The following is a 12,656-nucleotide window of genomic DNA, read 5'->3' on the forward strand; positions in this document are numbered from 1 at the left end:
ATCTCAGTACCGCTGGATCTGCGGCGGGCTGGCCGGGCTGCCCGACAGGCCGAGCGTGTTGTCGTAGATCTTCTGCCAGGTGCCGTCGGACTCGGCGGCCTGCAGCAGATCGTTGATCTTGTTGCGGAGCGCGGAGTCGTCCTTGTTGAGGCCGATGCCGTACGGCTCCTCCGAGAAGGGCTCGCCGACCAGCTTCAGCTCGTCGGGCTGCTGGGAGGCGTAGCCCGCGAGGATCGCGTCGTCGGTGGTGACCGCGTCGACCTGGTTGGTGAGCAGCTGGTCGACGCACTGGGTGTAGGTCTGGAACTCGACGATGTTCTCCGGCTCGGTGAGCCCCTGGTCGCGCACGCGCTGGATCGGGGTGGACCCGGACGCGGAGCAGACCTTCTTGCCCTTCAGGGTCTGCGGACCGGTGATCGCGGTCTCGTCGGCGCGCACCAGGATGCTCTGCCCGGCCTGGAAGTAGGGGCCGGCGAACGAGATCAGCTGCTTGCGCTTGTCGTTGATCGTGTAGGTGCCGACGTAGTAGTCGACGTCGCCACGGGAGATCGAGTCCTCACGGGCGGCCGAGGGGATCGGCTTGTAGTCGATCTTGTCGGGCGCGAAGCCGAGGCCCGCGGCGACCATCCGGGCCATCTCGATGTCGAAGCCCGAGTACTCGCCGGTGGTGGCGTCCTTGAAACCGAGCCCGGGCTGGTCCTCCTTGACGCCGATGACGACGCGACCCCGCTGGGTCATCGCCTCGAACACCGGCGAGCCCGCGACCTGGACGCCGGTGGCCACCGGGTAGCTGAGGGCGGCGGGGGCTTCCTGGCCTTCGGGCGCGGTGGGGGCGGTGGGGCTGCCCTCCCTGCCGCATGCGGTGAGCGCGAGGGCGCCGACCACGAGGCCCACCGCGAGGGTGCGCAACTTCATGAGGACTCGTCTCCAGTCGTTCGGGGATCAGTGCGTGAGGATCTTGCCGAGGAAGTCCTTGGCGCGCTCGGATGTCGGGTTCGAGAAGAACGTGTCGGGTGCGGCGTACTCGACGATCTCGCCGTCGGACATGAAGACCACCCGGTTGGCGGCCCGCCGCGCGAAGCCCATCTCGTGGGTGACCACGAGCATGGTCATCCCTTCCTTGGCCAGCGTGGTCATCACGTCGAGGACCTCCTGGACCATCTCGGGGTCCAGCGCGGAGGTCGGCTCGTCGAACAGCATGACCTTCGGCCTCATCGCGAGCGCGCGCGCGATCGCCGCGCGCTGCTGCTGGCCGCCGGACAGCTGGGCCGGGTACTTGTCGCGCTGGTTGGCGATGCCGACCCGCTCCAGCAGCGCCATGCCGTCCTTCTCGGCGGCCGCCTTGTCGGCCCTGCGCACCTTCAGCGGGGCGAGCGTGACGTTCTCGAGGATCGTCTTGTGGGCGAAGAGGTTGAAGCTCTGGAACACCATGCCGACGTCGGCGCGCAGCGCGGCGAGGGCCTTGCCCTCCGCGGGCAGCGCCTGCCCGTCGACCTCGATGACGCCGCTGTCGATCGGTTCGAGCCGGTTGATCGTGCGGCACAGGGTGGACTTGCCCGACCCTGACGGGCCGAGAACCACGACGACCTGGCCGGCGGCGACCTCCAGGTTGATGTCACGCAGGACGTGCAGCTCGCCGAAGTGCTTGTCGACGGACGCCATCCGGATCATGGGAGTGTCGGTCATGCAGGGCCTCCGGGCATGGCGGGACGCTAGGGCGCGGCGATGTGTCCAGTCCAGCACCTTGAGCAAGCCATAGGGTTGCGCTCCTATAACGCTCTTGGGGCGGGGGGAGGGTGGGAGTAGTGCACATCCTGCTGGTGGAGGACGACGACCGGGTTGCCGCGGCGTTGCGTCCCGCTCTGCACCGCCACGGGATGACCACCACCCGGCTGGCGACGGGACGAGAAGCCCCCGACCACCTGGGAGGTGTCGACGTCGTGCTGCTCGACCTCGGCCTGCCCGACATCGACGGGGTCGACGTGTGCCGGGCGATCCGGGAGCGCAGCGACGTGCCGGTGATCGTCGTGTCGGCGCGCGGCGAGGTGGACGACCGGATCCTCGGCCTGCACTCCGGCGCCGACGACTACCTCGTGAAGCCCTACGACATCGGCGAGCTCGTGGCCCGCGTGCACGCGGTGTACCGGCGCCGCAGGCTCGCCACCCCGACCGGGCCGGAGGACGTGGTCGAGATCGGTCCGGTGCGGATCGACCTGCACAAGCACGAGGTGACCGTCGCGGGTCGGCCGGTCAACCTGACCCGCAAGGAGTTCCAGGTGCTCGCGCTGCTCGCGACCGCTGGGGGTGCGGTGTGCACCCGCAGTCGCATCGTCGCGGAGGTGTGGGGCCGATCCTGGGCCGGCGCCAACCGCACGCTCGACGTGCACGTCGCCACGCTGCGCACGAAGCTCGGCAGCCCGGAGTACGTGCAGACGGTCCGCGGCGTCGGGTACCGCCTCGGTAACCCCGCCGTCCCGGCCGCGGAGTAGCCGAGTCGTGGCCGCCCGCCTGCTGGTGATCGTGCTGTTCCTCGTGGGGCTGCTCGCCGCTGGGCTCGGCGTGCCGCTCGCCCTGTCCTACGCCCAGGCCCGGCAGCTCACGATGTTCACCGACCGCCTCACCGACACGATCTTCTACGCCTCGGTGGCCGAGCGGCCCATCACGCAGGCCGACACCACGGGCCTGGCCACCGAGCTCGAACGCTACGACGCGGTCTACGGGGTGGCAGTCCTCGTGCTGGACGAGGACGGACGGCTCGTGGCGACCTCCCGGCAGCCCCCGCCGGTGCTCGACGCGGACGCCCAGGAGCGGGTGCAGCTCGCGCTCGCCAACCGGCGTTCCGAGGTCTACCCGCTGCTCCTGCCGTGGGACGAGCGTCCGCTGGTGCTCGCGGAGCCGGTGCTGGTGGACACCGAGGTCCGCGGCGTCGCCGTCACCATCTCGCCGACCGACGCTCTGCGCGCCGAGGAGCTGCGGGTGTGGTCGCTGGTCGTCGCGGCCGGGCTGGCTGCGCTGGCGATGGGGGTGGTCGTCGCGCTGCCGATCGTCCGGTGGATCCTGCGCCCGGTCCGGCGCCTCGACGAGGGCACCGGCCGCGTGGCCGCCGCCGTGCTGGCCGGGGCCGAACCGGCGCCGGTCGCCGACGGGTCCGGCCCTGCGGAGCTGCGGCGGCTCTCGGTCTCCTTCGACCGCATGGCCGAGACCGTGGCGCAGGCCTACGCCGCGCAGCGCGCGTTCGTCGCCGACGCGAGCCACCAGCTGCGCAACCCGCTCACGGCGCTGCGGCTGCGCCTGTCCAACCTCGACGGCCACGTCGACGCCGTGGCCGCGGAGGACCACGCCGCAGCACTCGAGGAGGCCGAGCGGCTGTCCACGCTGCTCGACGGGCTGCTGGCCCTCGCGAGGGCCGAGCGCACCGCGCCACTGGCCGTCGCCGACGTCGACACGGGCGTGGAGGACCGCCTCGACGCGTGGCGCCCGCTCGCCGAGCACATGGACCTGCAGCTGGTGCGCGGCGGTGTGACCGGTCTGCGCGTGCTGGCGCCCGAGGGCGCGATCGAGACCGTGCTCGACGCGGTGCTGGACAACGCGGTCAAGTTCGCACCTGCGGGCAGCGCGATCTCGGTGCGCACCGCCTCCGTCGACGGGCGCGTGGAGGTCGCCGTGCGCGACACGGGGCCGGGCATGGCCCCCGAGGAGCTCGAGCGCGCCACCGGCCGGTTCTGGCGCAGCCCGGGCCAGAGCAACACCGAGGGCTCCGGGCTCGGGCTCGCGATCGCCGCGCGCACCCTCGAGGTGGCCGGCGGCGAGCTGGTGCTCGAGCTGCCGTCGGGTGGCGGGCTACGGGTGGTGGCGCGGTTCCCACCGCCGCCGGACGAGGCCGGCGGCGTGGCGCCGGAGCTGCAGCCAGGTGGCCTCACCGCGACGGGGTAGCGGCGAGGTCCGCCTGCTGCGACCGGCGGCGGGGGAGCACCGCGCGCAGCAGCAGGTGCGCGAGCAGCCCGAGCGGCGCGAGCAGGATCGTCAGCACCAGCACCGGGGCGGTGACCAGCGGGTGGATGCCGCGCTCCCGGCTGTCGAGGTGGATGAAGCGGCCGACGAACAGGTCGAACGCGATGAAGTGCGCCCAACCCGCCGCGGCGCCAAGCGGTGTCCCCAGCAGCGCCGCCACACCGGGGAGCTCCGGAGAGGCGACCGCCGCGAACACGGTGGCGAACTGCGGAATCACGAGCGCCGCGTAGACGAGCATCGGCGGCACGACGATCAGCGGCGAGCCGATGATCCGGCGCGTCACCGACCAGCCGGGAGCGAGGATCATCAGCGCCCAGAACGGCGCCGCGAGCGGGAACGTGAGGTCGAACAGCAGCTGCGGATCCACGGGTACCTCAGACGGTGGTGGGAACGGGTGGGCGGCGCAGGGCGGCGGCGAGCGCCACGCCGGTGCCGAGCAGCAGGGCGCCGAGGGCGGCGAGCGTGACGGCGTCGGGCGCGAGCAGCGGCTGGCCGCGCAGCGCCTGCCAGGTGACCAGCACGACGAACCCGGCGTAGGCGGCACCGGCGACCTGCACGATGCGGACGCGGGCGGTCTCGTCGAGGCGCTCCCGGCCCACCGCGGCGAGCCCGGCCGCGAGCAGCGGGAGCACCTGCAGGGCGTGCATGCCGACGAAGTGGGCGATGCGCAGGTCGCCACCGGTGGTGCTCCAGCCGACGAAGGCGAGGCCGGGCCCGCCGTCCGGTACGCCCACGGCGTGGCCGCCGTTCGCGGAGAGGAGGAAGCCGACGGCCATGCCGGCCAGCCCGACGAGCAGTCCGATCCGCACGGCCGTCGACGTCACGCGGTCGTCGGAGCGCTCGCGCAGGAACCGCAGCGCGATCGCCAGCGTCGCGAGCCACACCACGGTGATCGTGGCGCCCATGATCGCGAAGAGGATGGCGTCGAAGCCGCTGTCGTCGTTGAAGTGGCTGCGGACCCCGCGGGCCGCCTGCCCGACGATGATCACCATCTCGATGGCGACGCCGGCGACGATGACCCATCCGGCGCGCCACATGGTCCGCCCCGGCAGCCGGGAGAGCATCCAGGCCAGCGCGCCCCCGTAGAGCGTGATCGAGAGGGAGAACTTGAGCGGCTTGAACCAGAGCGGGGCGCCGAGCAGCTCGCGCTGGTCGACCACGGCGAGAACCGCCGTCACGAGCGTGAGAGCGGCCATCGCGACGGTCACCCCGAAGAGGCCGGGATGCCCGCGCCGGGCATCTGCGAGGACTGTGCGCATCACCGCTCCTGTCTGACACTGTTAGTCTCTGCGAGCGGCGCCAAGTATCAGAGTTCTGGCTAACAGTGTCAAGGAGGGCTGTCGATGTCAGTCGAAGGTTCGGTTCGGGAGCGGCGGCGGGCCGAGACCGTGCAGGAGATCAAGGCCGCCGCACTCGAGCAGCTGGCCGAGGGCGGGCCGGGCGGCCTGTCGCTGCGGGGCGTCGCCCGGGCGGTCGGGATGACGGTGCAGTCGCTCTACCACTACTTCGACAGCCGGGACGAGTTGCTCACCGCGCTCGTGATCGACGGCCACCGGGCGCTGGCCGCCGCGGTCGCGGGCGCCGCGGACGCCAGCCGCGGCCGTCCGCAGGCCGAGCGGCTGTGGGCGGCCTCCAACGCCTACCGGCAGTGGGCTCTGGCGAACCGTCCGGCGTTCCTGCTGCTCTACGGCACCCCGGTGCCCGGGTACGAGCCGCCGTCGCGCGAAGAGGTGATCACCGCGTCGGTGAGCTTGGCCGAGCCGTTCCTCGACGTGGTGTTCGACGGGTGGAGCGCCGAGCAGCTCGCCGGTCTGCCCCTGCAGCCCGGCGCGGAGCGGCTCGCGGAGGTCGACACGGCGAAGGTGCCGCTCCCGGTCGGGGCGCTGGCCGTGTTCTACGAGCTGCGCGCCCAGATGCACGGGCTCGTCATGCTGGAGCTGGTCGGCCACCTGGCCCCGATGAACGACCACGGCGAGGACCTGTTCCGGGGCATGATCAGCCGGACGGCGGCCGAGCTGGCCGCGCTCAAGGGCGCGGTCTAGGGGTCCTTCTCGGCCCGGAAGAACCGCTCGGCGCCGGGGTGCAGCGGCACCGGCTGCGTGCCGATCGCGGCCCGCAGGTCGATCGTCAGCGCAGCGGGGCTCACCGCCGCCAGCTGCTCCTGGGCGGCGAACAGGCCACCGACCAGTGCGTTGGCCACGTCGTCCGGCATCTCCGCACGGACCACCAGGAAGTTGCGGACGAGCAGGGTCGTGATCGGGTCGGGGATGCCGTAGCTCTGTGCGGGCACCGTGCCCGCCGCGTACACGGGGAAGGCGCCGCGCACCGGGGTGATCAGGTCCTCCAGGTTCAGCAGCCGGATCGGGACCGTCTGCGCGAGCGCGGTGACGCCCCGCGTGGGCAGGCCGCCGACCCAGAAGAACGCGTCGATCCGCCCGCCCGTCATGGCCTCGACCGAGTCGTTGATCCCCAGCTGGAACGCCTGGAAGTCGGTGGCGGGGGAGAGCCCGGCCACCGCCAGCAGGCGTTCGGCGATCACCCGCACCCCGGAGTCCGGCGCACCGACCGACACCCGGGCGCCGCGCAGGTCGGCGAGGCGCCCGGCCGAGGACGACGCGGGCACCACCACGTGCACGACGTCGTCGTAGATGCGGGCGAGGGCGCGCGGCGAGCCCGGATCCCCGGTGGCGGTGCGAGCGAGCTGGTCGGCCGCCGTGTCGACCTGGCTGAACACGACGTCGGCCGTGCGGGAGGCGAGCCTCTCCAGGTTGTCGACCGACCCCGCCGTGGACAGCACCACCGGGCGGGCGTCCATGCCGAGCTGCGCCTGCCACGCGTCGGCGAGCGAGTTCCCCAGGTTGTAGTAGACGCCCTGCGTCCCGCCGGTCGCGAGGGTGAGCCGCACGCCCGCGAACCGCGAGGAACAGCCGGGAAGTGCGAGCAGGCCGAGCGCTGCGGCGCCGGACAGCAGGCCTCGCAAGACCGTGCGGCGCTCCACCATGCCGGCATCCTGCCGTGCCCCGGCCGGTGCGGTCGACCGGCCGCTCACGGCCTACCCTCGTGTCGTGACCCGCAGCTACACCATCCGCACCTATGGGTGTCAGATGAACGTGCACGACTCCGAGCGGATGGCCGGGCTGCTGGAGGCCGCCGGCTACGAGCGTTCCGGTTCCGACGATGCCGACATCGTCGTGTTCAACACGTGCGCGGTGCGGGAGAACGCCGACAACCGGCTCTACGGCAACCTCGGCCACCTGCGCCCGGTCAAGGCCGGCCGGCCCGGCATGCAGATCGCCGTCGGCGGCTGCCTCGCGCAGAAGGACCGCGCCGAGATCGTGCGGCGCGCCCCGTGGGTGGACGTCGTGTTCGGCACCCACAACGTGCACGCGCTCCCCGTGCTGCTGGAGCGGGCCCGGCACAACCAGGCCGCCCAGGTGGAGATCGCCGAGTCCCTCGAGGTCTTCCCGTCCACGCTGCCCGCACGCCGCGAGTCGGCCTACGCGGGCTGGGTGTCGATCTCGGTGGGCTGCAACAACACCTGCACGTTCTGCATCGTCCCGTCCCTGCGGGGCAAGGAGAAGGACCGCCGCCCCGGCGATGTGCTCGCCGAGGTGCAGGCGCTCGCCGCCGACGGCGTCCTCGAGGTCACGCTGCTCGGGCAGAACGTCAACTCCTACGGCGTCGAGTTCGGCGACCGCGGCGCGTTCGCGAAGCTGCTGCGGGCCTGCGGCGACGTCGAGGGGCTCGAACGCGTGCGGTTCACCTCGCCGCACCCGCGGGACTTCACCTCCGACGTGATCGCGGCGATGGCCGAGACGCCGAACGTCTGCCCGCAGCTGCACATGCCGCTGCAGTCCGGCTCGGACGACGTCCTGCGCCGGATGCGCCGCTCCTACCGCTCGTCCCGGTACCTGGCGATCCTCGACGAGGTGCGCGCGTCCCTGCCCGATGCGGCGATCTCCACCGACATCATCGTCGGCTTCCCGGGCGAGACCGACGAGGACTTCCAGGCCACCCTCGACGTGGTCGAGAAGGCCCGGTTCGCGCAGGCCTTCACGTTCCAGTACTCGCCGCGGCCCGGCACCCCGGCGGCGACGCTGCCCGACCAGCTGCCCAAGGCCGTCGTCCAGGAGCGGTACGAGAGGCTCGTCGCGCTGCAGGAGGAGATCTCCTGGCAGCAGAACCGAGCCCTGGAGGGTCGGGTCGTCGAGGTGCTCGTCTCCACGGGGGAGGGGCGCAAGGACGGCGCCACCCGCCGGATGAGCGGCCGGGCCCGCGACGGGCGGCTCGTGCACTTCGCGCCCGGCGACCTCCCGATCCGCCCGGGCGACGTGGTCGAGGTCGCGATCGGCTACGGCGCGCCGCACCACCTCGTTGCCGACGGCCCCGTCCTGTCCCACCGGCGCACGCGCGCGGGCGACGTGCACGAGTCCGGCACCCGGCCCGGCGGCAGCGCAACCGGTCTCGGTCTGCCGGGCTTCGGCGCGCCCCCCGTTCAGCCCGCGGCGGCCGCGCCCGCCTGCGGGGCGAACGCGTGACCGGCGAAGGAGACGAACGCAAGGTGCCGGACGAGCTGGCCGCCCTCGACGCCGAGCTGCGCCGCGCGCAGCGGCGCGCCGAGCACCGCATCGACCCCGGCCCGTCGGCGCTCGTGGTCTCGGTGGCGATGCTCGCGCTCGTCGGCTCGCTGATGCTGCCCTGGACCGGCTCCGTGCAGGGCTGGGAGGTGCTCGCGGGCCTCGCGCCGCTCGGGCTGCTCCCACCGCTCTTCGCCGGAACCTCGCTCGCGTTCGGCCTCGTCTGCTCCGCGCTCGCCCTCGCCATGCGCTGGTTCGGGCTCGCCTGGCTCGCGGCCGTCGGCTGCGGGATCTCCGTGGTGACCGGGGTGTGGGCGATCTGGTCCCGGCAGGTCGGGGTGCCCGCGGGTGGCACCGGAGCGGGTATCGGCCTGGTGCTGGCGGTGCTCGCCGTGCTGGTGCTCTCGGGCACCTGGGTACGCATCGCGACGCGCCGCTGAGCGACGCGGCGTCGGGACGGCGGCGCGTTCTGGGACGGCAGCGCGTTCCGGCTGGTGGGATCATCGCCGAACGATCGGCGGTCGCCCGTGCGGCCGGCCGAGTCCCGGGCGAACGACGTTCGGCTTGTGAGACGGAGGTGTCGTGGACGCGCTGGACCAGGCGATCCTGCGGCGTTTGCAGCGCGACGGGCGTCAGACGAACCGGGAGCTGGCCGATGCTGTGGGGGTGGCGCCGTCCACCGCCCTGGAGCGCACGCGGGCGCTGCGGGCCCGTGGCGTGATCACGGGTTTCCACGCTGCCGTCGACCCGGCGGCGCTGGGACGCGATGTCCAGGCGCTGATCTCGATCCGGATCCGCCCGCAGTCCCGGGAGGCCATCGAGAACGTCCGCGACAGCATGGCCGCCCTCCCCGAGACGCTCGGGGTGTTCGTCGTGACGGGCAACGAGGACGTCCTCGTGCACGTCGCCGTGCCCAGCACGCAGTACCTCAGGGACTTCGTCCTCGACCGGCTGGCACGGCGCAAGGAGTTCGTCGACGTCCGCACCACCGTCGTTTTCGACTACGTGCAGCCGCGGGAGCAGTCCGAACTTCCGGACCCCACGGCCCGCGATCGCCGAACATCGTCCGGCTGACCTCCGCCGGAGAGCGATCCACTCGAACGAACGGCCGCCCGGCTCGGCTTGGGCGAAGGGCGTTCGACCGACCGGCCGTTCGCCCGCCGATGCGCGCACCCTCGAAGCTGTGGAGCAACGAGATCAGCGACCCGGCGTCCTGCTCGTCCTGTCGGCCGCGGTCCTCTGGGGGACCGTCGGGCCTGCGCAGGTGCTGGCGGGTTCCGCCGTGGGACCGGCCGCCCTCGGCGGCGCCCGGATCCTCCTCGGCGGGCTGGTGCTCGCCGCCGCCGTGCTGGCCACCGACCCGGCGTCGGTTCGCGCCCTTACCGCCCGCCGGTGGCCCGCGCTGCTCGCGGCGTCGGCCGCGACGGCCACCTTCCAGACCGCGTTCCTGATGTCGGTGGCGAGCACGGGCGCGGCCGTGGCCACCGCGGTGACCTTCGGCATCGTGCCCGTCGCGACCGGCGTGGCGGAACGGATCGCGTTCGGTACCCGCCTGTCGCGGCGCTGGGCCGCGGGCACGGTCTGCGCGATCCTCGGGTGCGTGGTGCTCGTCGTCCCGGCGGGCGGTGTGCAGGTCGACGTGGCCGGGGCCGCGCTCGGGGTCGTCGCCGGCGGCTGCTTCGGCGTCTACACCGTCGCCGCCAAGCACCTCATCGGGCACGGGGCCTCGATGCCGGCAGCGGTCGCCGTGACGCTACTGGTCGGCGGGACGGTCCTCGCGCCGTGGACGCTGGCCGCCCTGCCCGCGCTCACCGCGCCGGGCACGCTGGCGCTGGTGCTCTGGCTCGGGCCGGTCACCGCGGCGGCGGCCTACTGGTTCTTCGTGACGGGGCTGCGCCGGGTCAGCGCCGCGACCGCGGGGACCCTCTCCCTGGTCGAGCCATTGGTCGCAACGGGACTCGCCGTGCTGGTCCTGGGCGAGCGGCTCTCGGCTCCGGTCACAGCAGGCGCGATCCTGCTGCTCGGCGGGCTCGTGATCGTCACCCGCCGAGCGTCTCCCGAGAAGCGTGCTCTCCGATCAGCCGTCTGACCGGCGGGCGGCCCGCAGCGCCACCGGCGCGCCCGCCAGATCCTCGTCGTTGCACAGCAGCTTGACCTCGTAGTACGGCGACCCGTCCTGATCGTCGTAGTCGAGGTGGATGGCGATCACGTCGACCGGCTCGCCCAGCCACTCCTGGGTGCGCCGAAGCCACGTGGCCGCCCGTTCCAGGGCGGTCGGCAGGTCGTCGTCGCTGAACTGGACGGGGCGAAAGGGCACATCGTGGATCTGGTCCTGCGGGTGGTCGGGTCGGGGGAGCTCGGCCGCCAATCCGGAGTCGTCGAGTCGCAGGTCCATCGGGCGTTCACTCACGCACCCGAGTCTGGCGAGTCCTGCGACAACCGACAAGCGGCACGCCGAGAAGGTGCGACGACACCCGTGCCCGCGCCCAGTCAGCGGTGCTGGACCGCCTGCTCCGCCGTGGCCAGCCACTCGCGCCACTGCCCGGCCTGGCTCTCGGCCTGCTCGGCCCGGCGGGTGTCGCCCGCTGCCCGTGCCTTCTCGGCCTGGGCCTCGAACTGGGCCACCCGCTCGCGGAACTGCGCCACCCGCGCCTCGGCCTCCGGGTCGGTGCGTTGCCACTGCCGGTCGGCCGCGTCGCGGACCTTCTCCTCGACGGCGCGCAGCCGGGCCTCGAGGGGCCGGATCTCGTCGCGCGGGACCTTGCCGATCTCCTCCCAGCGTTCCTGGATGGTGCGCAGTGCCGCGCGCGCCGCCGCCGGGTCGGAGGTGTCGATCCGCTCGGCCTCGACGAGCAGCGCCTTCTTGGCCTCGGCGTTGGCCGCGAACTCGGCGTCGCGCTCGGCGAACGTGTCCGAGCGGCGGGCGAAGAAGGCGTCCTGCGCCGTGCGGAAGCGCTGCCACAGCGCGTCGTCGGCCTCCTTCTGCGCGCGCCCCGCCGCCTTCCACTCGGCCATCAGGTCGCGGAACCGGGCGGCGGTGGGACCCCAGTCGTCGGAGTCGGCGAGCTTCTCGGCCTCGAGGGCCAGCTCCTCCTTGCGCGCCTTCGCCGCTGCGCGCTGGCGGTCGAGGTCGGCGAAGTGGGAGCCGCGGCGGCGGTTGAACGACTCGCGGGCCTTCGAGAACCGCTTCCACAGCAGCTCGTCGGTCTTTCGGTCGATGCCGCGGATGGTGCGCCACTCGTCGAGGATCGACTTGAACCGGTCGCCTGCCTGCTTCCACTGCGTTGCCTCGGCGGCGAGCACCTCGGCCTCGGCGGCGAGGGCCTCCTTGCGTGCCACGGCCGCGCTGCGCTGGGCGTCGCGAGCCGAGCGGGCGGCGCCCACGGCGGCGTCCGCCTCGGCGACCAGCTCGTCGAGCCGCGCGCGCAGCCCGACGAGATCGCCGACGACGGTGGCGTCGTCGAGCCCGTCCCGGATGCTCTTCGCGCTGCTCAGCGTGTGCTTCGGGTCGCCACCACCGGCCGCGAGCCGCGTGGCGAGCAGCTCGACCTCGGTGAGCATGTCGTCGAAGCGGCGGGCGAAGTGGGCGAGCCCCTCCTCCGGTGCACCGGCCTGCCACGAGCCGACGACCCGTTCACCGTCGGCGGTGCGGACGTAGATGGTGCCCTCGGCGTCCACGCGCCCCCACCGGCCGGGGTCGGCGCTCGCCACGGCGACGCTGGAGTGGGCCAGCGGATCGACGACGGGAGCCGGGGCGGGTTCGGGACGTGGCGCGGCCTGCGGAGCGGGCCGGGCCGGGGGAGCCGGGCGAGGGGGCGGTGCCGGGCGGGGCGGCGCCGGGCGCGCGGGCGGCGGGCCGGGCACGGGCGGACGCGCGTCCTGCGGGGGCGCCGGAACCGCGGCCGGACCCGGTGCCGGGACCGGCCGGTCGCCGAGGGGGGCCGGGTCAGCGGCCGGGGCCTGCGTCAGGTCGGCGGTAGGCGCGGCCGGCGCCGGCTCGGCGGCCGGGGCGCCGGGGTGGACCGGCGGTGGCGGGACCGGGTCCGCGTGGGCGGTGGTCGCCTCGGG

Annotated in this window: 14 protein-coding genes; 7 read left to right on the forward strand and 7 right to left on the reverse strand. The window is 73.5% G+C overall.

Annotation, left to right across the window (positions count from 1 at the left end; all coding sequences use genetic code 11):
- Positions 1–3: 3 nt before the first annotated feature.
- Entirely contained in the window at positions 4–915 is a 912-nt protein-coding gene (locus FB388_RS08730) for a glutamate ABC transporter substrate-binding protein (protein ID WP_142099239.1), read from the reverse strand.
- A gap of 27 nt (positions 916–942) precedes the next feature.
- A complete protein-coding gene (locus FB388_RS08735) occupies positions 943–1,671 on the reverse strand; it encodes an amino acid ABC transporter ATP-binding protein (RefSeq protein ID WP_142102781.1) in 729 nt (242 codons plus the stop codon).
- Positions 1,672–1,805: 134 nt separating this feature from the next.
- Between FB388_RS08735 and FB388_RS08740 the strand changes: the two genes are divergently transcribed.
- Together FB388_RS08740 and FB388_RS08745 are read left to right on the forward strand one after the other, a co-directional pair.
- The gene (locus FB388_RS08740; protein WP_142099241.1) at positions 1,806–2,489 is read left to right on the forward strand and encodes a response regulator transcription factor; all 684 of its coding nucleotides are present in this window, start codon (positions 1,806–1,808) and stop codon (positions 2,487–2,489) included.
- A 7-nt stretch (positions 2,490–2,496) separates the two neighbouring features.
- On the forward strand, positions 2,497–3,933 hold the full coding sequence (locus tag FB388_RS08745; RefSeq protein WP_142099243.1) for a sensor histidine kinase: 1,437 nt from the start codon (positions 2,497–2,499) through the stop codon (positions 3,931–3,933).
- On the opposite strand, the gene FB388_RS08750 is transcribed toward FB388_RS08745, so the two are convergent.
- The gene (locus FB388_RS08750; RefSeq protein WP_211361825.1) at positions 3,917–4,378 is read right to left on the reverse strand and encodes an ABA4-like family protein; all 462 of its coding nucleotides are present in this window, start codon (positions 4,376–4,378) and stop codon (positions 3,917–3,919) included. The genes FB388_RS08745 and FB388_RS08750 overlap by 17 nt on opposite strands.
- A 7-nt stretch (positions 4,379–4,385) precedes the next feature.
- Positions 4,386–5,270, reverse strand: a complete 885-nt coding sequence (locus FB388_RS08755; RefSeq protein WP_142099245.1) for a hypothetical protein — start codon at positions 5,268–5,270, stop codon at positions 4,386–4,388.
- 84 nt (positions 5,271–5,354) lie between these two features.
- Between FB388_RS08755 and FB388_RS08760 the strand changes: the two genes are divergently transcribed.
- A complete protein-coding gene (locus tag FB388_RS08760) occupies positions 5,355–6,053 on the forward strand; it encodes a TetR/AcrR family transcriptional regulator (RefSeq protein ID WP_142099247.1) in 699 nt (232 codons plus the stop codon).
- Here FB388_RS08760 and FB388_RS08765 read toward each other — a convergent pair.
- Complete coding sequence (locus FB388_RS08765; RefSeq protein WP_142099250.1) at positions 6,050–7,012, reverse strand: TAXI family TRAP transporter solute-binding subunit; 963 nt, start codon at positions 7,010–7,012, stop codon at positions 6,050–6,052. The genes FB388_RS08760 and FB388_RS08765 overlap by 4 nt on opposite strands.
- 64 nt (positions 7,013–7,076) lie before the next feature.
- Between FB388_RS08765 and miaB the strand changes: the two genes are divergently transcribed.
- From miaB to FB388_RS08785, 4 genes are all read left to right on the forward strand, one after another.
- Entirely contained in the window at positions 7,077–8,549 is a 1,473-nt protein-coding gene (gene miaB / locus FB388_RS08770; protein WP_211361826.1) for a tRNA (N6-isopentenyl adenosine(37)-C2)-methylthiotransferase MiaB, read from the forward strand.
- Positions 8,546–9,028 (forward strand): Rv2732c family membrane protein, encoded by a 483-nt coding sequence (locus FB388_RS08775; RefSeq protein WP_142099253.1) that lies wholly within the window; start codon positions 8,546–8,548, stop codon positions 9,026–9,028. Before miaB ends, FB388_RS08775 begins: the two co-directional genes overlap by 4 nt.
- A gap of 142 nt (positions 9,029–9,170) precedes the next feature.
- Positions 9,171–9,662, forward strand: a complete 492-nt coding sequence (locus FB388_RS08780; RefSeq protein ID WP_142099255.1) for an Lrp/AsnC family transcriptional regulator — start codon at positions 9,171–9,173, stop codon at positions 9,660–9,662.
- 109 nt (positions 9,663–9,771) lie between these two features.
- Positions 9,772–10,677 carry a DMT family transporter gene (locus tag FB388_RS08785; RefSeq protein WP_142099257.1) on the forward strand — a complete coding sequence of 302 codons (906 nt, stop codon included), beginning with the start codon at positions 9,772–9,774 and terminating at the stop codon, positions 10,675–10,677.
- On the opposite strand, the gene FB388_RS08790 is transcribed toward FB388_RS08785, so the two are convergent.
- Positions 10,666–10,983: a hypothetical protein gene (locus FB388_RS08790; RefSeq protein ID WP_425468557.1), complete on the reverse strand. Its 318-nt coding sequence runs from the start codon at positions 10,981–10,983 to the stop codon at positions 10,666–10,668. The genes FB388_RS08785 and FB388_RS08790 overlap by 12 nt on opposite strands.
- A 95-nt stretch (positions 10,984–11,078) precedes the next feature.
- The gene (locus FB388_RS08795) at positions 11,079–12,452 is read right to left on the reverse strand and encodes a DUF349 domain-containing protein (protein ID WP_211362023.1); all 1,374 of its coding nucleotides are present in this window, start codon (positions 12,450–12,452) and stop codon (positions 11,079–11,081) included.
- Positions 12,453–12,656 lie beyond the last annotated feature (204 nt).

Source organism: Pseudonocardia cypriaca (genome assembly GCF_006717045.1).
Lineage (GTDB): Bacteria > Actinomycetota > Actinomycetes > Mycobacteriales > Pseudonocardiaceae > Pseudonocardia > Pseudonocardia cypriaca.